This window comes from Rhodoplanes sp. Z2-YC6860 (assembly GCF_001579845.1).
GTDB lineage: Bacteria > Pseudomonadota > Alphaproteobacteria > Rhizobiales > Xanthobacteraceae > Z2-YC6860.
In genome coordinates, this window is sequence record NZ_CP007440.1 from 2,311,500 (window position 1) to 2,334,972 (window position 23,473).

The following is a 23,473-nucleotide window of genomic DNA, read 5'->3' on the forward strand; positions in this document are numbered from 1 at the left end:
CACCGGATGGTGCCTCCAGACGTTCCGGTTGCCCGTGCCGTCCTTATTGCCCAGGACGACGTCAGGCGGCTCTGCGAGTTTCTCTATCGCCGGACCGGCATGTCGTTCGACGACAGCAAGCGCTACTTCATCGACCGTCGTTTAGCCGAGCGAATTGCTGCAACGGGATCAGGCTCCTTCCAATCGTATTTCGCCACGCTGAGGGCGGATGCCGGGCACGAGATCGAGCATCTGGTCAATGCCTTCACGGTGAACGAGACCTATTTCTATCGAGAGGATCATCAGCTTCGATGCATGACCTCGCATCTTCTCAGCGATCTCCTGCGGCGGAAGAGGACCGGTGACTCCATCCGCATCTGGTCGATCCCTTGTTCAACGGGCGAAGAACCTTATTCGATCGCCATGTGGCTGATGGAGAACTGGAGCGAGGTTGACAACTACAACATCGAGATCGTGGCATCTGACATCGACACCCGGGCGCTCAAGGCCGCGGCCGAGGGTATCTACGGCGCCCGTGCGTTGATGCGATTGTCGCGCGACATGATCGAACGGTATTTCGAGCGGATCGACGACGGGCGGGTCCGGATCGATCCAGGACTCCGTGATTCCGTACAGTTTACGCAGGCCAATCTGGTCGACGGGCCGGACATGACTCGTTATCGAGATTTCGACATCGTGTTCTGCAGAAACGTTCTCATCTATTTTGACGATACATCGCGCCGCGTTGCAGCGGAAAACCTTTATGATTGTATGCGTCCAGGCGGCTACATTTGCCTCGGACACTCCGAGACGATGAGCCGCATCTCGCCTCTTTTCAGTGTCTGCCGTTATCCCGAGGCGATCGTTTATCAGCGGCCGGAGGCGACAGATGACGGAAGTTGAAATGCCGGTCGCTAATACCAAAACACGAATCCTGATTGTCGACGATTCATCCCTCGTTCGGCTCTATTGCCGAGATATTCTCGAAAAGGCTGGCCTCGAGGTCGAGCAGGCCATCAACGGCATCGAAGCCATGGAAAAGGTGCTAACCCAAACTTTCGATCTGGTCATCGTAGATGTGAATATGCCGAGGATGGACGGCTTTTCTTTTATCCGGGCGCTTCGCAATAACGTAGCCGACGTTTCCACGTTGCCGGCGCTTGTCATCACCACCGAAGCCGGATCGCAGGACCGCGACGAGGCGAGATCTGCCGGCGCCAATTTCTATTTGGTCAAGCCGTTGTCTGAATTTGACTTGCTCCGCCATGTAGCAGTTCTGACCGGAGCACCGCGGTGAACGCGCTTCACGAGCAATTCGTCGTCGAGGCGCGAGAGCTGATCCAGCAGGCGAACGACGATCTTATCGCTGCCGAACGGGAAGGATTTTCGGAGGACCGGATCGATCGGGTGTTCCGCGTTTTTCACACGTTGAAAGGCTCTGCAGCGGTCGTCGAGCTTCCGGCTATGGGCTTGGTCATGCATGCCGCGGAGGACCTGCTTTCGGCGATCCAGGCGGGGCGGGTTGGTGCGACGTCGTTAGTGATTGATCATGCGTTGGGTTGCATTGATCAAGTCGCAATCTGGGTGGACGAGTTTGAAGCGCATGAGGCGTTGCCGGCCGAAGCGGGTGAAGCCGCGCGCAAAATGGCCGATGGCTTGAGAGGGCTGATTTCGACTCAGGGTTCGTCTGGCGCAGGTGCTGAACGCATGGCCGCCCGGGGGCGCGGTCAGATCCCAGGCTGGGTCGAAAGGCTCCTCACGTCTCCGGATATGCCCAAACCCGCGCCGCTACCACCGCTCATCGCATTTTGTTACGAGCCGAATGCCGGTTGCTTCTTCGACGGCGACGATCCGCTGGAGGTGGTACGCCGTCTGCCTGGCCTGCAGCTTTTTCATATGGAATCCAGCGAAGCGCTGCCGCCGCTCGCTGAACTCGATCCGTACACCTGCAATCTCCGGCTGCTTGGGATCTGCGCTGCGACCTCCGCCGAGCTTGCCGCCGTGTTCCGTTTGCTGCCGGACCAGGTCCGTGTGTTTGAAATTCCGCCCGAAGCCGGGCCGTTACCGCGGCACCGGTCAGACGTTGTCGAAGCAACAGCTCTGACGCGTGCGGTGCTGGAGGAGCAGGTTCTCGTCTTACGGGTGTCCCGAAATCCTGAGCACGAAGCCGGCCGAATAGGGTCAGCGATGCGGGCCGCTTTGGCAGCGCTACGCTACGGTGGACGCGGAGATTTGGGCGAGAACATTGGCCGCGCCGGCGCCGCGGCCCTGTCGAAGTCCGAACCGTCGGTGCTGATCGAGGCGATCGACGAAGCGCTCCGATTGCTGATGTCCGAGACTGACGACTCGGCTGGGAATGACGGGGAGGGGCAGGAGCCAACGTCGTCGGCTCCGAGAGCACACTCGGTTGGCCGCTCAATTCGCGTCGATGAATCGAGAATCGATGCCTTGGTAGACCTGGCTGGTGAGTTGCTTGTGGTGAAGAATGGCTTTGCGCATCTGGCCAAACGCGCCGAAGGCGAGATTGGCGGATACGATCTCGCGCATGCCATCAGGGAGCAGAACGAGGTTTTGGAGCGGCTGACCGGTGTGCTTCATGGAGCTGCGCTGCAGCTTCGGATGGTCCCTTTGGCGCAGGTGTTCCGGTCGTTTCCCAGGCTTGTGCGCGACTTGTCGCAACAGCTCGGCAAGGATGCCACAATTGTGGCTCTTGGAGAGACGATTGAAGCGGACAAGACGATTGTCGATCTTCTGTTCGAACCGCTGATGCATCTGGTCCGCAACGCGCTCGATCATGGCATCGAAGAGCCTGAGCAGCGCCGTGTCGCGGGTAAGCCTGAGGTGGCGAGGCTCACCTTGCAGGCCGCGCGAAGAGGCGATCGGCTCATCGTTGAAGTCATCGACGACGGGAGAGGCATTGACCCTACAGTCATCAAGGGCAAGGCCGCAGAGAAAGGACTGCTGTCGCAGGATGATTTGGCCACGTTAGCAGATGAGCGGGCCATCGATTTGATCTTCGCTGCTGGCTTCTCCACTGCGGCGGAGATCTCGAATGTATCGGGACGCGGCGTAGGTATGGATGTGGTGAGGGCAACGATCGAGCGCATCGGCGGCCGGGCGTCGGTGTCAAGCAAGGTTGGTGCCGGCACTACAGTCAGTCTCGACCTGCCTATGAACATCACATTGATGCGGATCATGGTGGTCGAATCCGGCGGTCAGGTTTTTGGCATTCCGATGGACGCGGTATCCGAAACCGTGCGTTTGACGCCGGACCGGATCAGCAGGTTTAAAAACAATGACGGGTTTGTTTTGCACGAGCGCGTGGTGCCCATTTGCTCGCTGGCGGAATTGATGAATCTGCCCGTTACGGATCCCGTTGACGGAGGAGTTAGGCTCGTTGTCGTTGCCGAGGTCGCTGGCCGGACGACGGCGCTCGAAGTTGACGGCATCCGCGACCGGCTTGAGGTGGTGCTCAAGCCCATGCAAGGCCTGCTCGCGAACGCCCGCGGCTATGCCGGGACGACGCTACTGGGCGATGGTGTTGTGCTGCTCGTGTTGGACTTGACGGAGTTATTGCCGTGACGGTTCGCCGCGACAGCGATGGAAAAATCGTCCTCGACGGCATCTGCCCAGTCGAGGACGCCGAACTGCTATGTCAGCTTTTGCTGGCGACCCCTGCAGCGACATGCGATTGGACCGGCTGCACCCGCCTTCACACTGCTGTGACGCAAGTCCTCTTCGCCGCCAAGCCTAAATTGGCCGGCCCGTGCGGAGACCCCTGGAGCGAGCGGTGGGTCGCTCCGCAGTTGCGATGATGGGCTTACATCATTTGACATAGCGCCCTGGGACGTGTGGTTGGTAAGGCCCCGGTGTCCGCATTGCGAGGCAGCAGAAGCTCGAACTGGCGGCAACGCCTACGGATACCTATAGTGCGGGCGCACCCAACAAAAAACGGCAGAACATGCATAAAGTACTCATTGTCGACGATAGCAAGCTCGCCAGGATGGTGATTGCGAGCGCTTTTCGGCGGGTTCGGCCGGATTGGCAGCTGACGGAGGCAGCAAATGCCGAAGATGCCCTGAAGGCCATCGCTTCGGGTGCGGTCGAAATTGTTCTCGTGGACTTCAACATGCCGGGCACCGATGGCCTGGAAGTTGTGTCCCGCATCCGATCCACCCAGCCAAATATGCCCGTGGCTGTTGTCTCGGCGAACATCCAGGATGAGATAATCGCGCGGGCGCGGGAACTAAAGGCGGCATTTATAGCTAAGCCTTTGACGGACGAGGCTCTTGGAGCGTTTTTGTCCGGCGCTGCGCTCCGTTTGAAAAAATCCGTGTAATGGCGTCTGACCTGACTGAGCTGACTGAGATCGAACGCGATGCGATTTCGGAAATCGCCAACGTGGGCGTCAGTCGGGCGGCAGCCAGCCTCAGGCAGATGGTCGGCGAGCAGGTGTTGCTCTCGGTGCCCTCTGTCAGGATTGTGAGCCGGCAGGAAGCAGCCAAACTGGTGGAGGGGGGCAACTCTCCCAAGCTCGTTGCAGTACAGCAGTCTTTCGAGGGGCCATTCTCCGGTCGGGCGTTGTTGATCTTTCCGCAGGCTCAAAGCCTGGAACTCGTCCGCTCCATTGTGGGCGCGGAGCACTCGCTGGAAGACGTCATTGACCTGGAACAAGAGGCACTAGCGGAAACTGGCAACATCATCCTGAATGCCTGTCTCGCAACGATTGCCAACGTGCTCCGCAAGACAATGCGCATGTCGCTTCCTTCGGTAATCCGTGGGGATGGTGCAACGATGTTCGAAACTAATAAATCCAACTCCGATGGCAACCTGGTTCTATTTCTTTACATCGATTTCACGATCAGGAACCGTGACATTCGGGGCTTCATTGCTTTGCTGATGGATTTGCCTTCGATCACGGCACTGAAAGAGATTGTGAAGGATTTCATCGCTGGAATCGACAAGCAACATGTTGGCTGACGTGTCTGCGTTCGAACCGGAAATTGCAACGGACGCGCTCGATGTGGGCGTCGTCATCGTAAATGCGGAAGTCACTGTCGTTGTGTGGAACGACTGGATGGTCCGCGCCAGCGGCATCTCAAAGGAGGCGGCGCTCGGCAAGACTTTACTTTCGATATTTCCCACGTTGCAGCACACACGGTTGCCGACGGCCATACACGATGCGTTGCAGGTCGGCAGCTCCAGCATCCTGACCCATACCTTGAACAGACCGCTTCCGTTACATGGTGAGGACGGAAACGACTTGCTCCACAACATTGTTGTTCGGCCCGTCACGTCAAGCGACGCAAATCGTTGCTGCCTCTTGCAAGTCAGCGACGTTACGGTTTCGGTCGCGCGCGAGCGCGTATTGCGCGACCGCCAAAATGCTCGCTATCACGCGATCGTCGACTCCGCACGGGATGCGATTATCACGACGGGTGCTGACCGGACGATCCACTGGGTCAACGGTGCAGCTGAGCAAGCCTTCGGCTATGGTGCCCCTGAAATGCTGGGGCAACCGATCGACATGCTACTCGACAAGGGAGCGACGCTCGATATTGGCTTTGGAGGCGACGCAAACGCAAGCAGATATCAAACCGTTCAGGTTGGGGGGCGTCGCAAGACGGGCGAGCTTGCGTTTTTTGCTGTTTCGCTTGGCCGATGGAAGGCTGATGACCGTGTGTTCACGACAACGATCTGGCGCGATGTAACTGAACAACTGGCCGTCGAGGCAGAGATTCGTGAAAGCGAAGCACGCCATCGCGCATTATTGGAAGCTTTGCCACAGCTGGTTTGGACATGCCGGCCGGATGGGAATTGCGACTATTACAATCCGCAATGGCAGAGTTACGCTGGCGGTTTGGCCGAAGATCATCTTGGATGGGCTTGGCTAAACATCGTTCATGCCGAAGATCGACAGCGTTTAGAATCGGCGTGGCGATTGTCTCTGACGAACGGGATCATATTTGACGCCGATGCCCGCCTGTGCCGTGCGAACGGTACACATCGGTGGTTCAAACTGCGTTCGATTCCGGTGCGAGGTCCAAATAGCGTCATCACGCGATGGTTTGGAACGGCGACTGAGATTACCGATCTGATTGAAGCACGTGAAACTCTCCGACGAACCAACGACGAGTTGGAGGCCGCTGTTGTCGAGCGCACCCGCGAGCGCGAGGTTGCGCTAAAGCAGCTTCATGAATCGCAGAAGATGGAAAGTATCGGCCAATTGACGGGGGGCGTGGCGCACGACTTCAACAACCTTCTGGCTGTTATCCTTGGCAGTCTTTCTCTTTTGCGTAAAAATTTGCCCGAAGATCCCCGCACGTCGCGATTGATCGATGGCGCCATTCAGGGAGCAGAGCGCGGCGCAAATCTGACGAGGCGCCTTCTGGCATTCGCGCGACGCCAGGAGTTGAAGCTTGAAGCAGTCGATATTCCAAGTCTTGTTCCGGATCTCACCGAGTTTCTGCGGCAGTCGGTAGGCCCGAATATTGCGATCGTTTTCGATGTGCCGCCCGACGTGCACCCCGTCAAGATCGACGCCAATCAGTTCGAACTTGCCTTGATGAACTTGGCGGTGAACGCCCGAGATGCAATGCCAAATGGCGGTGTGTTGACGATTGCTGCTCGCGACGACGATGGTGGTCAGCAATTCTCGCTGACGAAAGCATTGCCTCGCGGAGAGTATGTCCGCATTAGCGTGGCAGACACCGGCGAGGGCATGTCTGAAGCCACTTTAGCCAAGGCGATGGAGCCGTTTTTTACCACTAAGGGCATTGGCAAAGGGACCGGATTGGGCCTGTCAATGGTACATGGATTGACCGCGCAGTCTGGCGGTGCTGTCCACATCACCAGCCAGCAAGGCAAGGGGACGGTTGTTCATCTATGGCTCCCGCGCGCCGATCGCGCGGACATCAAGACAATCGAGCTTCTGGTCACGTCTTCCGTACAAGATGCAGCGGTTGGTTCGAGAGTTTTGCTGGTTGATGACGATCCACTTGTAAGCATGGGTACGGCCGACATGTTGATCGATCTCGGACACAGTGTTGTTGAGGCCTCTTCAGGCACCCAAGCGCTGGAAGTCCTCGCAACTGAAGCTCAATTCGATCTCGTTGTGACAGATTATGCCATGCCAGGCATGACGGGGCTCGATCTCGCGGAAAAAATCAAGCAGCTAAGGCCGCGGATACCGATCATCATTGCGACTGGATATGCGGAGATTCCAGCCGGCGCCTCCCATGAGTTTTTGCGCTTAGACAAGCCTTACACTCAGGCGCAACTCTCCGAAGTGATCAGCATCGCGAGCCGGAGCACTCCCGGCTAACCCATTATTACAAACTCAGCGCATCCGCGTCGTTCTGCTCAGGGGCACTCAGCGCCGTTATCGATCCAAGCTTGAGCCAACTTTCCCGCTGCTTCCTGCGAGCCTGGCGCGGCTTCCTGACCAAGACCGGGGTTTGTGACGCGTCAAACCGGCAAGCTGATCAAGCGGCGCCTCGTGGTTACCCGACTAGCCTGTTGCGCGTGCAGATTGGCATGATTTAAGGCACGCTCTCTCGCGAGAACGCTCCGATGTCGGAAAGTCGCACGCTTCAGTTGGCGATTTTCGAACGTGGAACGGAATCTTGGCCTCGCTGGATGTGCGCGATTTTGCACTTTTGAGGCCTCATCTGACCCGCGTTCGTCTCGAACAACAGGCCGTCCTGCAAACAGCTGGCCAGCCGAACGGTGCATAAGGGCCTGAACGATTGTAAATCGGCCCGAGATTGATGCGTGTCACTCAGTGATCGTCAGCCACATGTTCTCCCCGCAATTGGGGCACTTCGGGCAGACGTGGCCGGGCGCGGCAAGTTAATGGGAAATGACGGCATGGCTAATTACCATGGGAGCGGCATCACCGATGTCGCAAGTCGTTGTCGGCGCTGTCACCACGCCAGCTACGATCTATCAAAAACGCGGCACAGTCGCATCTTCGATTTAAAGCCGCGCTTATTTTATGGCGTGCAGCCCAATCGCGGTGAGCGATTTTTCGTCGCGGTTTCCGTCCTTAATTGCAGCTCGGATGGCATAACGCATCGCTACGGCATTTTCGGTGGTTCGCACCATCTCAGGCAGAGAGTTGACGGCGCGTTCAAGTGCCGTAGCAAGAAGCGGTCTGTCGTTGAGGTGATCCCACTCCATCGCACTCTCCCACGCCTACAATGCCGGAGCCTTCATTATCGGTCTGTCCGGTACCGGACAGTGCCACACAATGGCCACTGCCTTAATTCGCTGCTTTAAGATGTAGTTAGACTGTAAGCCGCCAACCTGAGCGAGCGAATACCTCGAAAACAGAGGTTGGCAAATGATCTACAAGGTGCAAAAGCGTGAAGGCGTTTGGACTGTAGCAAGTCAAGAAACACTGCTCAGCTTTGAGAGCTACGGGCACGCCATTGATGCTGCACAAGGAGCAGCAGAGGTTATTCGGCGCTCACGGAGGCAGTTGAACCAATTCGCTTATCTCAGTGAGATGTCTGCTGGTCTGGTCAGCTACCGCATCGATGAACATCGACATCAGGCATCGATCTGACGGGAACTCAGCGTATCAGCCAACTGCGCCAAGCGACGGCAGCTTTACGCTCAGCCAACTGCGAAAACAAAGCCGTGTCTTTTGAAGTAAAAACCCATATCGGGCCTCGCTTGACGCGTCGAGCGTCGTTGCCGGGATCAAGCTGCTGCTGGGAGTGGATCCCAAAAAGGACTTCCGCGACAAGGTGGCAAAAGTCGATCTCAGTTGACGCTCGCCAATCTTCTGGAGCCCCCTGTGCCGGTCATGCTACCGGCGTGCTGCCGGACGGCTGTGGGTGCGGTTGCTGACTCTGCGCCAGGAGGCATTTCCCATGGGGGCTCGGCGGCCGTCCTCTGGATTGTGTTCGTAGACGATTCCGACTGTCGTTCTTGGTCGGAGACATTTCGACGAATTTTCCGCGGTTTCGCAACTCACTTACCAGGACGGTGGCGCGTCGTGGTACGTCGTCTCTGGATATCGAGGTGAAGAGATTTATTACCGGAAAGGCAATTTGGCGTGCCGAGGCTCACGCTGGAATCTTATTGAGTTTCGCTATCCCCGAGAAGCGAAGCGGCAGATGGATGCCACGTGTGCCATGGTCGCTCGCAACATGGGGGCTTTTGGGCGCGATTGCGGTTGACAAGGGCCGGTTTCGGGATTGACCGTTGGAAACCAATGCTCGGTCTGTTAGTTGTGCGGATGAGGAAGCGGTGTGATTGCTTGCCCGCTTGCTTGAGGCGAGCGCGGCCCGCACAACGGGAAACGTCCTTCCTGTGGCGGCGGCGGAAGTATTAATCAACCTGAGCTTTCGAGTCGACCTGGGCGGGTAACCGCGGCGGAGCGAATGAGATGCGGGCCTCTCCAATTGCTGTCGGCTTACTGATTGTTTCCTGCATCGCCGTGCATTCGCAGGACACTCTGAAAGAACCTGAAGCGTTTCAACAAATCCAAGATCGCAGTGAGCGCTCGCAGGCGATTTTCGTTGAACTTGGAAAGGTGCTGACACATCCTCGGTGTATGAATTGTCATCCGGCAGGAGATCAGCCGCTCCAGGGTGTGGACCACAAAATCCATTATCCGCCAGCGCACCGGGAGGGCACTAACGTTTCAGGGGAGACGTGTTCCTCGTGTCATTCCGACAGGAATTTCCCGGTTCCTGCGCCTACGAGCTTCAAGAGCATCCCTGGTCATCCTCGCTGGGATCTCGCCCCGAAATCGATGGCGTGGGAAGGCAAATCGCTCGCAGAGATTTGCCGTCAGATCAAAGATCCGGATCGCAACGGGGGGAGGGATCTCGGATTGCTCCAAGAGCACATTGCAAAGGACGACTTAGTCGCTTGGGGCTGGAGTCCAGGCGAAGGCCGAGAACCTGTGCCCGGTAGTCAAGAGCTGGCTGGCAAGTTGGTACAGGCGTGGATCGACAGTGGTGCCGTGTGTCCGCGATAGCCGACCGTTGTTCAATTCTGTTCCGCAGTACGATGTGGGCGCATGCAGCCCTCCGTAGACGGTGCGGAACTGACCAAAGCTGGTCTCTATCCTGATGCAAATGCAACTTGAGCATCCAGTTTTCATTGTTTGTGCCTAAGTGCCACGGCATGAGCATCGAAGAAAAATAATGACCCCGCCACCAAGACGGGGTCCTGTTCCGGGTAAGGATCAGCGGGGAGGCCCATACTCACCGGTACCAGCCAAGCATCCTGTGGATGTAATCTATTTCCAGAGGAAGGGCTCTTCTGTGACCGCGGTCGAATAGTCGCCGACATCTTCCAACTGGAACCGTCGGCCTGTCAGAATTTCAGGACACTGCGCATCCCGAAGACCGCGGTGTTGCTAACTGGCTTAGTAACGCCGTTGTCGAAGACATAACGCCCGCCCGGATGAATGACGTATTGGAAGTTCGGCAGCACGGTCCAGCCTGTCTTAACCTCCGCGAGATAACTCACATCTAGGAGTCCTTCGTAATCCCGCACGGGGCGGTCCACCGCACCTAACGCCTCGTTGTCTCGGTCAAGATCGCGCGCCCGGTTGGAGACGCGCGCATAGGCAAATCCAAACCCGATCTTGTCGTGGGGACGTTCGTTGTCGAGGCCGATGATGCTGATGCCGGTGTCGGCGTAGAAGTCGACGAGGTTGCGATCGCTCGGTGTGGTGGAGACGCGGATGAAGGCCCCGATGCCGCGCGCGTCATCGTCACTGGAGAACCGCTTCACCAATTGCTCGACCGTGCCGTAAACGCCGTAGTTGGAACGAAGCTGGGCAGGGTCCGACAAAGCTCCGGGAGCGGTCTGCGAGACGCCATTGGCGGCGAAACGTTGGTCGGCGAACATCCCGGCGTGATACCAGCCGCCGAGCTTGAACGTACCGGGAAGTCCTTTGGCGTCCTTGGCCTGGTTCCAGGCGTATTGGAATTCCTGGAGGAAGAGCGGCGGATCATTGACGCGGAAGTTCAGACCATAGCGGTCGCGCGACTGCGGATCGTCAGGACTAGGTCCGGCTGGATCGCCGTTGAACACAGCCGACAGGCTCGTAATGCTGTCGGTGATTACGGCCTTGAAGCGCGCACCGACCGAAGAGAGCGGCGGCGAGGGCGCTCCACTTGGCAGGTTGACCGCAAGGATTGCCGGCCAGCCATAACTCGCGTTGATGAAGGGGTCGCTATAACGCGTCGTGAAAAACTCAGCATCGGCCGCGAGCTGTCCTGCACGCAACGAATACCTCTCGCCTGCCCAACGCTGTTCGAGCCACGCCTCGTAAAGCCGTGTCGTCGCCAGCGCCTCGATGCTGCTGACGGGCATCAGATTGCCGATATCGTTGCGGGAAAGCCCGCGTCCGTGAATCTGAAAGACGTTGGCGTGGAAACTAAGGCCCTCCCACCCGAAGATGCGCGCGAGATCGAGGTCAATCGCGCCGTTGAGACGTCCCTCGTAGGTGAGCTGGCGGCGGATGCCGCCCGACACGTTCCCCAAGGTATCGGCCACGTAGCTCAGCGCGAATTTGACGCCTTTGTCGGTCCAAGGATTCGGCAAGATTCCGAGGGTATCGTGGGTTAGAGTGCTGGATCCCGTGTCTGGATCAAGCGGCTCGTGCTCTTGCTCCTTATCTTTCTTCGCTGCAGATTTAGCTTGGCCAGTTTGCGGCTCGGGTTTCTCCGAAGGCGGTCGCTCCGTGATCGGCTTTCGCTCAGCAGCAAGGGTTTGATGTTGCTTGTTGTCTGCCGGGCGGGAGGTCGGCTTTGATGCGTCAGGGGACGTAAACGGCGCAGCCGAGCTTGCTGGAGGCGTTGATTGTTCCTCGGCCTCACCAACGCCCAAAGGCATCGCCACCACAGCCCACGCAGAGATTACCTGAATCCAAACGCGCATAATGCCAATCGGTCGTGAGCCTCAATCGATGCTGGCACGATGCCGCTCCACGAACAATTGCGAATGATAGGGCGCTAGGCGAGCCTCGCCCAATGTTTCAAATTAATTAGACCCAGTCGCGCGAGCGACGACGAACCCCACCAAGCTCACATTAAAGTGCCGCTTCGCTCAACACTTCTCGTCCCGAAAGGAACTCTAGGCGCTACTCGGCTGTTTTGACCAGTTCGCGAATGGGTTTGCCGTGGCGATCCAGATCGAAGGTAGGCCGAAGTTGCAACGTAGCAAGGATGCAGGAGGCGGGAGTGGGTATTTTGGCCCTGCTCGCAAATGGCTTGAGGGCTTGGGGCCGTATCAGTCGTTGGCAGCCGTTGCCGTTCCAACCGCGATAATTGAGCCGTTCAAACTTGCTGCGGTAGCAATTTGCGGTTCCGGCCATTGGTTTACTGGCGTGCTGGTAATTATTGCCGCCTATGCGACCGGGTTCCTATTAGTGGAGCGACTGTTTTCGGTCGTAAAGCCAAAGCTTCTCCAACTTCACTGGTTTGCCGTAATCTGGAATTTGTTCACACGATGTCGCCGAAAGGCATTGGCGATGTTTCGATCGATCGCGACGCTGGCGTGACCGCCGTAACCTCGCCCAGACGCGACCCCACACTTCTAAATCGATGATCGAGTTCGCGAGCTACATAGTTTCATCCCGAACCGATTCAAAACGCATGTTCAGTACGATCGTGTTACTGTAAGCAAGACCTATTTTCAGTCAGTAGTGAGCAATGTCGCGGAAGTTCTCAGAGCTGTCGTCCGAGTTAGAGACGGCGCCTCAGCGCCTGAAAACAGAGTTGGATCGCCGTGACCGGCAACAAAAGCGACGGCCTTCTCTTCTATCGAGAAGCCGTGATCGCGTGTGCTGGCCGAACTTGGCATCAGATCGCGTTCGAATATCCGGATCATATGAAAGCTCAGATGGGCAGGTTCATCAGCGATGCCGCGGTCGCTGTTTTGAATAGCGAGAACGACGGCTGTGACAAAGAACTTTGGTCAAGTACAGCTCGACCCATTGACAAGCAGTGACAGCAGAATCCCAGCGCAGCGGTTGCTGCTGATTTTTCGTAAGCAGCCCCGAACGAGCCCGATCGTGTGCACGTCGTTTTCACTGGAACGACAACAGCCGCGATAGGTTATCGGCGCGACAACAACCAACCGGAGGCGTCAATGCCAGTTATTCTTTGGCTTATGGGTGTGCCGATCGGCGCAATAATTCTATTCATGCTGTTCTTCCACTAACAGCAATTGAGAAAATGGAAAAAGCCCGGCGCACGCTGGGCTCTTTCGTTTTGCGTCGCAGCGCAGATTTCCGCAACGTGGCTATACCGCACCTCATCTATCAGCATGGAAGGGTGGGGTGACCTGGCTGGTACCTCATCCAGTCCAAAAAGGTGCTCGGCATTTGTGAGTGGCGCCCGGCTTCCCCGTCTCGTCTTTTCATAAGAGACACGGCGGCGGTTTATTGGTCTCCATGTTCTCGTGGCAGTCGGAGACGCCGTCGATTCCCATCGTTGTCAGGGAAACCCCGTCGACGGAACCGGTGTGGCTCTTTGCTGTTGTTGCTGGTCTGTTTGGCACAAAAAAATGATGCGGATCGCGCGACTTCTGTTGGATTTGTTTGGCGTCTTAGCGCTGCTCTCGTCGATCCTTGCGGTCGTGCTCTTTTTTTCCATTGCAGGCTGGCTTCAATATCAAGATGAGCCACTAGCTGCCGATTATATCGTGCCTCTAGCAGGTGATGGTGCGCGTCTCATCAAGGCAGCTGAGCTGTTTGGAGCTGGGCTCGCGCCAGTGATCCTACTCAGCAACGAGCTGCAGCCGCGTTCGTCTGAGGCCGATGGAGAAGGTTTTCCTGCGCGCGACGGTCGCGTAGCCATACTTAATTCGCTGGGGGTGCCGAAACAGCGCATCTCACATTATGGCTCCAACTTACTATCAACCACTGAGGAGGCCGAAGCGCTAGGCGCACACCTAGCAAAACGGAAGGCAACAGTTTTGCTTGTAACTTCTCCGTACCAAGCGCGCCGAGCAAAACTCATATTTGAACGCGAACTGCCCGACGTCCGCTGTATTGTCGTATGGCCCCTTAAAGATGAGCTTCAGCCCAGTTGGTGGCGGGACAAGAATTCCGCCGTCCTGGTCGTCACCGAAGTCGCCAAGGTTATCTTCTATTTTAGTGGCGGGGTCTTTCGGGGCGCCGAGGTTGCAACGGCCATCGCGCAACCTCAAACTGGTCAGGCTCTACAACGCAGCAATTTGGAGTTCTGAATCGCTTTCGTTGTGCAGCCGCCGCAGAGTCTTTCCGATTCTCGCCAACCCGCGATCTTGCGTTTGGGTCCAATGCCCGAGGCTAGGCACTCTGGTGCGCGCCGCCTTAGTTTTGCCAAGCGTGCATTACCTTGATGGTCCAAAGGACCTCACGACCCATGCGACTGGTATTCGCTGCTCTCACCGGCCTCGCTTTGTCGTCTTGCGCTAGCACGAATTCTGAAAATGGGCCGCCGGCCGATTGGCGATCCAATATGCGGATCTATCGTGCGAATGAAACGCCGCGCGCTGCACGAATTCTAGGCCAGCTCACCGCTACATCATGTAAAAGCAATCCCTGGGAGCGTGAACCGACCGACGAGGACGCCACACGGAAGCTCCAAGTTGATGCCCGTGGCATGGGTGGGGATGCAGTGGGAAACGTCACCTGCGTGATTGGCAGCGCACTTACAACCAAATGCTTGTCTTCGATTGTTTGTCGCGGAACAGCCATTCGATTGGACGATAAGTAGCTTAGCTGGAGCCGGGCAAAAGCGACGTGAGTGCCACTCAGATTGTTAATTGAGCGTTTCCGGCTGTTCCCCCGACATTCGGGGAAGCGGCTAGCACCACGACACTTCCGGGAGACCCTTTTAGTTTCGTGCGAGAACGACGGCCTCTTGAAATGAGGTAAACACTCTGAAATCTTACAGCCGCAGAAAAACTCCTGATCACCGTAAGCGAGAACCCCGCCGCTCATTCCGGCGGGGTTTTTGTTTTTTACGACGATAAACCCAAATAACTAAAATACTCCGGCGAGATCGTTATACTCCGCAACTAATGCCAGCACTTTTATTCAATCGGGCATGGAACGTTCATACCGTTTAGGCTTTAACAACCCACGAGCGAGGTGCCCCTCCCCCCGAGACCTCGTTCGAGTTAAAGACCCTGCCTTCCCCGGCAGGGTCTTTTTGCTCCTTAACAGCCATGTCTTTTGACTTGTTGAGGGCGGGGCCATGCTCGCCAAACTGCGTCGATAGTGATGAGAGCGTGCGCGCGGCGAGCAATTAGCTTGAATGCCTCGCAATCCGATCCGTCTCGAAAACACTTCTTGGTATAATTTTAGCGTCGGCACGTTCTTTGAGCCCAAATGCCGCTAGCTTTTCGAGGGTGAGAAAGAAGTTCGTCAGATGATCCAGTTGATCGTCAACGACCCTGTTTATCGTCTCGCCGCTTTTCCTCTTGAATCAATGCCAACCAAACCATTGCACGGCGACGCTGCGCTTCACGCTTTGTGACTCGGGCGTGCCTCAGGGATTCTATCGCAAGAACAGTACAGGTCTGGCCGCGGCGCTTCATTGGTTACCTCTGCAAAAGCAACGCCGTAGGGAGTTAGCTGTTCCGCACCGCGTTGCTGGAAAAGGGAGGCCCGGCCAGGGTGGAAGCAGGGCGGGAATCAAAATCCCGGCCAACAGAACCAGAAGTAAAAAAGAGAACCCCGCTTCGGCGGGGTTTTTCTTTTGGAACGTGGGTCAGCCTTGTGCATTGCACTTCACATGGAGGCGACCATGAATCCTATGATGATCCCGTTTGTGATGTACCGGCGCTGGCTCGACTTGGTGTTTCTTCCCTTCGTGAAGGCGCCGCCGATCCAACCGATGTTGAAGCTGGTGCCCAAGGCCACCCCATACGAGGGTTGAAATGGTTGTCGTTGATAAGCGGAAAGTGAGGCGGGACAGAATTGTGCCGACCGCTCCCGAAGCGGAAGAGCGACTTGTCCGACTCGCACGCATGAAAAAGGAGCGTGCAGAAGACGCTCCTAAAGCCATGATGGAGTACCGGGCCGCCGAAGCTGCTGCGAGAGACAGCATCAAAAGACTTCGAGCGTCACGGTTGGCACGTACGAAGAACCCAGAACGCTAGGCCCCGTGTTTCCTCACAATTACGAGTGATATGTCGAAACGAAAAGTCACTCTGACTTGCCGTGATTATGTGAGGTACAAGTCAGAGTGACACTGGCAGCGGATGTCGTTCCGGAAGTTCGACGCCGCGTGGTCATAGCAAGACTTTTCCCGGTCACTCGCCGGGGCTTTTTTGTTTTCACCCGTAACCGGCGGGCAGATTGAGTTCTTCCAGCTTAATCGCCACCTCTTCCTCAGACCGACAGAGGTAGTCGGCAAGCTCAGACAGGTTCATAACTGGAGCGAAATCGCAGATATCCTCAAGGTCCATCGCCGACCATACGTTCCCGCTGTTTATGTTTCGAAGTGAGTACATGTTCGTTTTCTGGATGACGTTCGAGATCCCTCATGGCACCGCAGTGTTTATCCAGGAGGCTTACGAGCTGGGGATCGCACGCATGAAGGCTGCGCTGGCGGGCGCCGCTGACGAGTTTAAAGAAGCCCTACAGCTCGACGCAAAAAAAGTCCCGTAGGTTCCGAAGAAGATGATCGGCAGACTTTTGACCGCGAAAGAGGATCAGACCCTGCTCAAGAAATTTCAGGGCTGAGCGCGTTGTCCGCGAGTTCTTCGAGAACCTCAGCCTCCTGAAGGAGCCTCATCCGGTCTTGCATGACGAGATTCATTTTCGCCCGTTGCCGACACCACTCAGCGTGTTCGCGGAGCTGGTCGGCTATTTTCTGGGGTGTGGGCTGGGTGCGTGAGGACATAACGCTCAACCCAGATTGAAATCCATCGTTCCATCTTGACTCTGCCTAAATTTGTTCTTTATACGTTCTCACAGTGACGTGTTTGGGATGCGGGCATGAACGCGACGCTCAAAGCGTATCTCGACGATCAAGCCGAAGAGTTTGAAGAGGATGTCCGACAAACCCTCGAACTCGCCCATGGAGATGCCCTCCACGCGCTTCACATCACATTGATTGCGAACGCATTCCTTGAGGAAGAGGTCGAACGCTTACAGGCCCGGGTGTCGTCTGGATTTCTCAGGAAGAAGCCCAAGGAGAAAAGTTGTGAGTGAGTTGACCGAAGCTCAATTCGACGAATGCAGAAAACTAGCCGGAGAGATGGGGCTGCAACTCGGCACCGTGCCAACTGCTCAACAGCTTATGGTTCTCGCCATGGTGGCCGGTGGGATTGTCGCGGTTAAGGCGCCAAACACGCGGGAGATGAAACGAGGACTCGCGGCATTCAGCAACCTGGCCGAGACACAGGCCAAGGGCATGCGGAAAAATCTCGACACTTTAAGAGTCGGTCTGCAATGACCGATGGCCGTTGAGAGCCTTGGAGAAGCATGGACGTTTGATTGGAAAATTCATATCCGCTGTCTTCACGACGGCCGGGAGGGAATGAAGCATAAGAGAGCTTGTGACTACCGCGCCCAGTTGGATTTGATGACGCTTGTCTGCACCCGTGGTCGGGACTTCCCTCTCGCGAGACTCGCTGAGAGGTTGAGGTGTCCCCGTTGTGGGTGCCGGGAGATATCGGTGATGTTCACCACTCCGCCGAACACTCAAGTCAATGCAGCATCGGTGAAGCGTCGGTAAGTAAGGGATAACCTGACATACAGCACGGAGCGACTGCGTTATTTACGCCGCGTGCGAAAACACCATCCGAATATGGTCGCACCGACTTCGAGGACGCCTTGGCAAGCCCATTCGCCAAGGCGTCTTTTTTTGTCTAAGGGTTTTTCCTGACCCGCGCTTTAAGACCCGCATAAGCGCTGTGTCTTAGTGTTCCTCAGCCGTAGATTTCGGCCCTTACAGCCTCAGAAAACTGTCAGGTAAAGCCCCGGGTAACACCGGGGCTTTTTATTTGGCCATCTCTTTTCGCGGCTCGGCCACTTCAACCTTCCGATCGCAGACCTTGCACTCGAAAGCCTTGAGGTCGGCAACCTCACCGACGTTGACCTTCACAAGCCACATGGGCACGCCGCAGCACTTCAGATGAGTTGACATAGCCGATCTCGATTAAGTTCGAGACCAGACTAGTCCGAGACAGGAGCGTGTACTCTTTCAAATTTATCAGGGGGTGCCGGCGTTGCCGGAATGAGTATTAGGCTAAAGATGCGGTTTTTCAGCCGGGAAAATGCCGCGCCTGCTTCAGGTTTGGCGGCAGCAGCGTAAGCGACTGCGCCTCATCCAGTGCCCGCTCGATGTAGTACTCACTTCACTAATGTCGGGAAACTGCCAAGAGTCGTGTGCAGCTTCACTTGTGTTCCAGCATCAACTTACCCTGCTGCTCAAGCGCCGGGGCAAAGCGCTCAGCCACCTTCGCGAGCAACCATGGCAGTGTGACTTCGAGGCGCACGAAGTTGTCAAAGACTTGGAGGTTGCCGGAGGCGAACTGGCCGATGGCGCGGATGTGGAATGTCAGGGAGCTGCCGGTCCACACCTGTTGTTCGATCGTAATGAACTGCTTGAAGTCCCGCGCCGCGCGATCAAGGCCCCCTTTAAGTCGGTCGATGGCTTTATCCTTTCCAAGACGATGAGGAATGCAAACCACGAGCGGCTTTGTCATAGACCTCTTCCTTCGAAGTGATCGCGCAACAATTTGACGTTGCGACGATTGGCCCGCCACATCACGTCGAAGGCGTCGCCCAAAAGCGGGACCGCGCCGACGACGCCATCGATTGCAACGTTGACAAGCATGCGGGAGACGACATGCCATGGCGCGCCGAGTTGGCGAGCTTCGTGGACGATATAAAGGGAGACTGCTGTGGTGAGGGCGTCGCCGATGCCTGGCACAAGGCCGACGACAGCGTCGATCCCGAAGCGGACGCTAGTACCGGGGATGACGAGCGCCGTGTCCAGCAAGTTGGCGAGCATATCGAGGCGCGCCAAACGCTCGGCACGCGAGTTCGCACCGTAAGTATATCGGAGTGGGTAAGGCAGCGTCCGCATGCGGTTCAGATGGTGAAACTACCGAAGAATGCAAGAATGTGTCTTTTCACATCAATGGTCGAGGCATCGGCTGACTTCGTCATCGGAGACGGCGTACGCATTGGTGCCGGCGATGCCGAGATCGTTGACATCGGGTAGGTGGTTAGAAGTCCGTCTGAAGCTATGCCCCATAAAGCTCACATCGAAAGCATCGAGGTCAAAGTAACGGCAGAAGGCCGCTTCGTAGTAGAAACCTATGACGATGGCACTATGCTCCGCAGGCCCGTCGCGAGCGGCGGCGTGCCTCGCCGCAAGCCGCGCAGGCCATTCGCACGAGTTTGGACGAAGGACGACAGCACTCGAAGTAAATAAGCTGCCGTTCGCCACTTCTCTGTTTCGACAGTCGAGAGAGCGAATGCAACTTGCTCACGACAATCGCGTTGGGACTTTATGCTGATCCTTCGTTGTATTGCTTTATTGGGCGCGATTGCGACGTGTAACGTGGACGCTCTAGCTGCTCCCCCGTCCCTTGTTCCCTTGGGTTGGCGGCAGGTTACTGCAGCTGGCACCGCTCGCGTCTTCGTGTCGCCTGACGGCGCGGCACGCATCCGCTTCGGTCATGAGGCCGCTCACTCTTTTGACAAGACAGCTTTCACTTCAAAGTCGGATGAGCAAGTGACGTACCAGGAGGGGGGAAAGTCTTGGTTCGTCGTCTCGGGCTATCGCGGTCCAGAGATTTTCTACCGCAAGGGTAACTTGGCATGCGGCGGCTCGCGCTGGAACCTAATCGAGTTCCGCTATCCGCGCGGAGCTAAGCGCGAAATGGACGCCGCGGTCGTCACTGTCGCGCATAACATGGGCGCGTACCGTAATGATTGCGGATGATCATGACGTGCCTCAATGGTCTCGCTAACGCCCTCGGAAAATATCAACGCCGGCAAGCCGTGGTCCGAGGTGGAACTGAAAGATATTCGCGAGTTCGCCCCGCTCATGACCTCGCAAGAATTGGCGGACTACCTGGGTCGTTCCGAGGAGGAGGTCATCGCAAAGGTCGACGAAATGGGCCTGGAGTTCGGTGTCTAAATCATGCCTCCAGAATTTCTAGCAACGTGCAATCAACCGTCTTTCCTCCAGGACATCTCGCCACCGCATCTGCAAGGACGCTCTCGACTTTGGTTATCCGCGCCATCTGCGTTCTCACGTGTTCAAGGTGCTTCTGTGCGATGGCTTTGACATCTGCGCACGAGTTATCAGGGCCGCGAAGTGCAAGTAGATCGCGGATTGCTTCAAGCGAGAATCCCAGGTCACGCGAATTGCGGATGAACTTGAGGGTCTTCAGATCGGACGGGGCGTAAACCCTCCGCCCGCTAGTCGTCCTCGGGGGACGCGGTACCAGGCCTTCGCGCTCCCAATACCTGACCGTTTCGATGGAAACCCCAGAAAGCCGGGATATTTCACCGATTGTCCAGTCCATAGTGGTCACCTCCGGGCACGCAGATAGGAGGTAGCCTGGAGTTATACCAATTACAAATTCATCAGGTAGATGAAGGCCTGGTCACGTCAGGCTAAACGGACGTTCAGCGTCAGTGCTTGATAACCCGAGCGCAGATTCCCGCCAGCAAGCGGTCGTAGTGCTCTGCCAGGTCGAGCAGCAGGACCGCAGCGAACGAAGAGGCGTCCTTTGCCATTCTCCGTAGCTCGGCAGCACGCTTCACAAAGTCATCTGCTTTTTCAAATTCGGTCACACCTGACTGTAGCCGAATATTTTCCGGTCATATTTGGAATAGACCTAGGGTGAATTTTCCACTTTGAGCTGAGGGATATACAACTCCTTCAATTAGGGTGGGCGCAAAACAAAAAACGCCACCGAAGCAGCCTCTACTCTTCAAAAACAAAAACCCCGTCTGTGGGAGACAGGGTCTTCGCTGAATGGCCGAGCCATCGCTCTCAGGCCGCCGCGCCGAAATCATCACACTGCTCCAAGCAAAACAAAAGCCCCGTCGAAGACAGTGAACCGAGCTTTCGTGCGCGTGCTCGCGGGAGCTGCAGTCGCTCTTCGGCGACTTTCGATCGAACGAAAACGGTTTGGCTTTGGCTGAGGCCTTTCGCGAAAAAGTATGGGCAGTTGGCAAGCGCTTTGTTGAGCTCGTGTGCGGGTCGCGCGACCATAACGGCCGCTGGGGCGCCGCGGCGGGTCATCGCGCAGGCTGTGCACAAGTACGCCGCTGCCCTCTTTTGACGTAATTGCTTTCGTACTCCATCAGAGGAAAGCAGACCCTGTGAATGAAAATTGTTCCGGGCGATTATCCGCACCTTCTCGAATGGCACTCTTCGCACTGCATCTCGCTCGCGGATGCGTGCGCCACACCGCGTGTCAAGAAGATGTTGCGGCTTTTGGCGGTAGACTTCGCACTCGAAGCTGAGCTGCTAAGGCGGGAGATGCGTACGACGGCTCAGGATCTTTTGTCGCGTGTAGTCAGAGACCGATTGCAACTCGACTCATTGTCGTCCGCCCGCGTCCCCAAGCTGACCGCGCCTTCGCCCACACCCTGAGATGATTTGTGAGAGAAGGGATCGCTCTCAAGCCGCCGCGCCGAAGTCTTCCCACTGGTCCAAGCAAAACAAAGCCGCCCGATAAAATGGCGAAGCCTTCGTGCGGTGGTCGTCACCCCGGGCGACAAAAATGATGATCCACACGCTGGGCTTAATTTTAAAGAGATGCCGCCACGGAGGAGGCGGGGTCGGAGGCCTTGGGGTATCCGGGAACCTCCAGCAGAAACAGAAGCTGCTTGAAGCGCGGCGGATTATCCGAGAAAGAGCGAGGCTTCACCACACGAAAAGCCCCGCCAGCTGTGGCGAGGTTTTCGCATTTGTGTGGGCCAGGGGCGCAGCAGCCCACAGGGGGCGGGCTTCGCGTTGCAGCATATTGCGACATGGGTGCTTTAGGAGCGGTCGTCAGTGCCGGCATCACGATTGGCAGCGCCATCGGATGCTTGATAAGCAAAATCCGGCCACCGCGTTATGGTGTGCACTCTTGACTTATGTCGCGTCGGAACAGATATCGCCGGCAGTTTCATCCCGGTGACTCAAATGGGCCGTTACAAAGATTACCAACGCGACTCGCGGCGGGGCGTTTTCGAAGATGATCAACCGGCCCCCATATCCGTCTCCGGTAGCCGGTTTGGCCGTGAGAGAGTGAGCGTTTCACAAACACCCGCGGTCGAAGCGGTTGTTAAGTGGTTCCAAGCGGAGAAGGGTTACGGCTTTGTCAGCGTAGAAGGGGGAGCTGAAGCTTTTATGCACGTACGCCAATTGGAGGCCGCGGGCCACCGGAGTGTCTCTGAGGGCGATAAGGTCAAGGTCCGAATTGCGCAGGGCCAGAAGGGCTCTGAGGTTACCGAGGTCGTTGAGGTGCTAGGATCGTCTGCGGTAGGTACTGCAGTTGAGCCGCCCCGCATCGGTTCTTCGACGGGCAATGAAAGCATTGGAACCGTGAAATTGTATAAAGCCGACAAGGGGTTTGGCTTTATCGAACAGGATGGTGGAGGAAAAGATGTCTTCGTCCGCGCCAAAGCACTGGCACGTGCGGGTTTAAGCGGAGTCGTTGCGGGCCAGCGGGTGCGGATGCAAATCGGCCACGGCCCGAAGGGACTAGAGGCTCTCTCCCTTGTGCTCTTAGACTAGACCACGACCGTGAATAGCAAAGTGTCGTATGGCGGAAATGGTGAACGTCCCGGCCCGGCCAAAGTGAGCGCACCTGTTGGGCCACTCCGGGGACGGATGCGACTTTCTGAGACACGCAAGCGCCCGACCAACGGTAAGTTGGCCGGGCGCCCTGCGTATTAGTCTATCCACTGGGTCGGTAGAAACTACGCTGCCTTGCGGTTGATGTTGCTCTCCGCGAGCGTAGTCAGCTTCTTATCAGTGGCTTTCTCCTCATCGAGGTTCTGCTGGAACAGAGCGGCGCAATCGCTGCGGCCGAGTTGCTTGGCCCAGGCGATGAGAGTGCCGTAGCGCGTAATCTCGTAGTGCTCGACTGCTTGCGCGGCTGCTATCAGGGCCGCATCGAGCACGCGCGGATCGTCGACCTCGCCGGTGACGTCTTCGGTCTCGTCGATGATTCCATCGATCGCAGGACAATCGACGCCTGATGGCTCCTTGCCAAGGAGACGGAACACCTCGTCCAATCGCCGCACCTGACCCTTGGTCTCTGCGAGATGGCTCTCGAAGCCCTGGCGCAGCGCCGGATCGCCGGCTTGCTCGATCATGTCCGGTAGCGCTTTCACAATCTGATTTTCAGCGTAGTAGATGTCGCGCAGCGTGTGCACGAACAGGTCATCCATGTTCTTGATGTCCTTTGTGAAGAGGCCCATGCAGAGTTCCTTTCTTTGTCGGCGATAACGACGCGCCTATCCGCGTCCGCTCGCCGGGCCAACGTGCCACCACAGAGC

26 protein-coding genes and 1 pseudogene are annotated in these 23,473 nt (G+C 56.8%); 18 read left to right on the forward strand and 9 right to left on the reverse strand.

All coding sequences use genetic code 11. The annotated features are described in order from the left end of the window. Positions 1–6 precede the first annotated feature (6 nt). The 6 genes from RHPLAN_RS10860 to RHPLAN_RS10885 all read left to right on the forward strand — a co-directional run bounded on the left by RHPLAN_RS10860 (position 7) and on the right by RHPLAN_RS10885 (position 7,303). Positions 7–882, forward strand: a complete 876-nt coding sequence (locus RHPLAN_RS10860; RefSeq protein WP_068017174.1) for a CheR family methyltransferase — start codon at positions 7–9, stop codon at positions 880–882. Beyond that, the gene (locus RHPLAN_RS10865; RefSeq protein ID WP_198164829.1) at positions 869–1,276 is read left to right on the forward strand and encodes a response regulator; all 408 of its coding nucleotides are present in this window, start codon (positions 869–871) and stop codon (positions 1,274–1,276) included. Before RHPLAN_RS10860 ends, RHPLAN_RS10865 begins: the two co-directional genes overlap by 14 nt. Beyond that, on the forward strand, positions 1,273–3,561 hold the full coding sequence (locus RHPLAN_RS10870; RefSeq protein ID WP_068017180.1) for a chemotaxis protein CheA: 2,289 nt from the start codon (positions 1,273–1,275) through the stop codon (positions 3,559–3,561). The genes RHPLAN_RS10865 and RHPLAN_RS10870 overlap by 4 nt, the downstream gene beginning before the upstream one ends. Before the next feature lie 379 nt (positions 3,562–3,940). Beyond that, positions 3,941–4,318, forward strand: a complete 378-nt coding sequence (locus RHPLAN_RS10875) for a response regulator transcription factor (RefSeq protein WP_068017183.1) — start codon at positions 3,941–3,943, stop codon at positions 4,316–4,318. Beyond that, positions 4,318–4,959 carry a chemotaxis protein CheX gene (locus RHPLAN_RS10880; RefSeq protein WP_068017185.1) on the forward strand — a complete coding sequence of 214 codons (642 nt, stop codon included), beginning with the start codon at positions 4,318–4,320 and terminating at the stop codon, positions 4,957–4,959. Before RHPLAN_RS10875 ends, RHPLAN_RS10880 begins: the two co-directional genes overlap by 1 nt. Continuing rightward, positions 4,949–7,303 (forward strand): hybrid sensor histidine kinase/response regulator, encoded by a 2,355-nt coding sequence (locus tag RHPLAN_RS10885; RefSeq protein WP_068017187.1) that lies wholly within the window; start codon positions 4,949–4,951, stop codon positions 7,301–7,303. The genes RHPLAN_RS10880 and RHPLAN_RS10885 overlap by 11 nt, the downstream gene beginning before the upstream one ends. 665 nt (positions 7,304–7,968) lie before the next feature. Here RHPLAN_RS10885 and RHPLAN_RS10890 read toward each other — a convergent pair. Next, the gene (locus RHPLAN_RS10890) at positions 7,969–8,160 is read right to left on the reverse strand and encodes a hypothetical protein (RefSeq protein ID WP_068017189.1); all 192 of its coding nucleotides are present in this window, start codon (positions 8,158–8,160) and stop codon (positions 7,969–7,971) included. A 163-nt stretch (positions 8,161–8,323) separates the two neighbouring features. On the opposite strand from RHPLAN_RS10890, the gene RHPLAN_RS39235 reads away from it, so the two are divergent. Then, entirely contained in the window at positions 8,324–8,548 is a 225-nt protein-coding gene (locus tag RHPLAN_RS39235; protein ID WP_157100201.1) for a hypothetical protein, read from the forward strand. 1,766 nt (positions 8,549–10,314) lie between these two features. On the opposite strand, the gene RHPLAN_RS10895 is transcribed toward RHPLAN_RS39235, so the two are convergent. After that, positions 10,315–11,844, reverse strand: coding sequence for a carbohydrate porin (locus RHPLAN_RS10895; RefSeq protein ID WP_084244671.1), 1,530 nt, complete (start codon positions 11,842–11,844; stop codon positions 10,315–10,317). A gap of 286 nt (positions 11,845–12,130) precedes the next feature. Between RHPLAN_RS10895 and RHPLAN_RS38315 the strand changes: the two genes are divergently transcribed. The 8 genes from RHPLAN_RS38315 (at position 12,131) to RHPLAN_RS10920 (ending at position 17,405) form a co-directional block, all read left to right on the forward strand. Further along, on the forward strand, positions 12,131–12,511 hold the full coding sequence (locus RHPLAN_RS38315) for a hypothetical protein (protein ID WP_157100202.1): 381 nt from the start codon (positions 12,131–12,133) through the stop codon (positions 12,509–12,511). Between the two features lie 227 nt (positions 12,512–12,738). Beyond that, positions 12,739–12,960, forward strand: a complete 222-nt coding sequence (locus tag RHPLAN_RS10900) for a hypothetical protein (protein WP_068017192.1) — start codon at positions 12,739–12,741, stop codon at positions 12,958–12,960. A 558-nt stretch (positions 12,961–13,518) separates the two neighbouring features. Continuing rightward, complete coding sequence (locus RHPLAN_RS10905; RefSeq protein WP_084244673.1) at positions 13,519–14,202, forward strand: YdcF family protein; 684 nt, start codon at positions 13,519–13,521, stop codon at positions 14,200–14,202. Positions 14,203–14,360: 158 nt separating this feature from the next. After that, the gene (gene rcsF, locus RHPLAN_RS41005) at positions 14,361–14,714 is read left to right on the forward strand and encodes an Rcs stress response system protein RcsF (RefSeq protein ID WP_442971818.1); all 354 of its coding nucleotides are present in this window, start codon (positions 14,361–14,363) and stop codon (positions 14,712–14,714) included. A gap of 1,035 nt (positions 14,715–15,749) precedes the next feature. Continuing rightward, the gene (locus RHPLAN_RS40795) at positions 15,750–15,881 is read left to right on the forward strand and encodes a hypothetical protein (RefSeq protein WP_257730380.1); all 132 of its coding nucleotides are present in this window, start codon (positions 15,750–15,752) and stop codon (positions 15,879–15,881) included. Between the two features lie 575 nt (positions 15,882–16,456). Beyond that, a complete protein-coding gene (locus RHPLAN_RS39245) occupies positions 16,457–16,615 on the forward strand; it encodes a hypothetical protein (RefSeq protein WP_157100204.1) in 159 nt (52 codons plus the stop codon). 330 nt (positions 16,616–16,945) lie between these two features. Continuing rightward, positions 16,946–17,161 (forward strand): hypothetical protein, encoded by a 216-nt coding sequence (locus RHPLAN_RS10915; RefSeq protein ID WP_068017199.1) that lies wholly within the window; start codon positions 16,946–16,948, stop codon positions 17,159–17,161. Further along, on the forward strand, positions 17,154–17,405 hold the full coding sequence (locus tag RHPLAN_RS10920) for a hypothetical protein (RefSeq protein WP_068017203.1): 252 nt from the start codon (positions 17,154–17,156) through the stop codon (positions 17,403–17,405). Before RHPLAN_RS10915 ends, RHPLAN_RS10920 begins: the two co-directional genes overlap by 8 nt. Before the next feature lie 546 nt (positions 17,406–17,951). On the opposite strand, the gene RHPLAN_RS39250 is transcribed toward RHPLAN_RS10920, so the two are convergent. The 4 genes and pseudogenes from RHPLAN_RS39250 to RHPLAN_RS39255 form a co-directional block, all read right to left on the reverse strand. Next, positions 17,952–18,098, reverse strand: coding sequence for a hypothetical protein (locus tag RHPLAN_RS39250; RefSeq protein ID WP_157100205.1), 147 nt, complete (start codon positions 18,096–18,098; stop codon positions 17,952–17,954). 250 nt (positions 18,099–18,348) lie between these two features. Then, entirely contained in the window at positions 18,349–18,660 is a 312-nt protein-coding gene (locus RHPLAN_RS10925; RefSeq protein WP_068017206.1) for a polyhydroxyalkanoic acid system family protein, read from the reverse strand. Further along, positions 18,657–18,998 (reverse strand): annotated as a pseudogene (locus tag RHPLAN_RS38325) (DUF4112 domain-containing protein); the annotation flags it as partial. The pseudogene RHPLAN_RS38325 and the gene RHPLAN_RS10925, both read right to left, overlap by 4 nt. Positions 18,999–19,094: 96 nt before the next feature. Then, complete coding sequence (locus tag RHPLAN_RS39255) at positions 19,095–19,409, reverse strand: hypothetical protein (protein WP_157100206.1); 315 nt, start codon at positions 19,407–19,409, stop codon at positions 19,095–19,097. A 63-nt stretch (positions 19,410–19,472) separates the two neighbouring features. Here RHPLAN_RS39255 and RHPLAN_RS10935 point away from each other — a divergent pair, with 63 nt between their 5' ends. Next, positions 19,473–19,907 carry a hypothetical protein gene (locus RHPLAN_RS10935; RefSeq protein ID WP_068017212.1) on the forward strand — a complete coding sequence of 145 codons (435 nt, stop codon included), beginning with the start codon at positions 19,473–19,475 and terminating at the stop codon, positions 19,905–19,907. A 15-nt stretch (positions 19,908–19,922) separates the two neighbouring features. Next, positions 19,923–20,105, forward strand: coding sequence for a hypothetical protein (locus RHPLAN_RS10940; RefSeq protein ID WP_068017214.1), 183 nt, complete (start codon positions 19,923–19,925; stop codon positions 20,103–20,105). A gap of 1 nt (position 20,106) precedes the next feature. Here RHPLAN_RS10940 and RHPLAN_RS10945 read toward each other — a convergent pair whose 3' ends face one another. Next, positions 20,107–20,496, reverse strand: a complete 390-nt coding sequence (locus tag RHPLAN_RS10945) for a MerR family transcriptional regulator (protein WP_068017218.1) — start codon at positions 20,494–20,496, stop codon at positions 20,107–20,109. Between the two features lie 109 nt (positions 20,497–20,605). Continuing rightward, positions 20,606–20,767: a hypothetical protein gene (locus tag RHPLAN_RS39260; protein WP_157100207.1), complete on the reverse strand. Its 162-nt coding sequence runs from the start codon at positions 20,765–20,767 to the stop codon at positions 20,606–20,608. Between the two features lie 1,345 nt (positions 20,768–22,112). On the opposite strand from RHPLAN_RS39260, the gene RHPLAN_RS10950 reads away from it, so the two are divergent. After that, positions 22,113–22,706, forward strand: coding sequence for a cold-shock protein (locus RHPLAN_RS10950; RefSeq protein ID WP_198164833.1), 594 nt, complete (start codon positions 22,113–22,115; stop codon positions 22,704–22,706). A gap of 185 nt (positions 22,707–22,891) precedes the next feature. Here RHPLAN_RS10950 and RHPLAN_RS10955 read toward each other — a convergent pair whose 3' ends face one another. Continuing rightward, entirely contained in the window at positions 22,892–23,395 is a 504-nt protein-coding gene (locus tag RHPLAN_RS10955; RefSeq protein WP_068017224.1) for a YciE/YciF ferroxidase family protein, read from the reverse strand. Between the last annotated feature and the right edge of the window lie 78 nt (positions 23,396–23,473).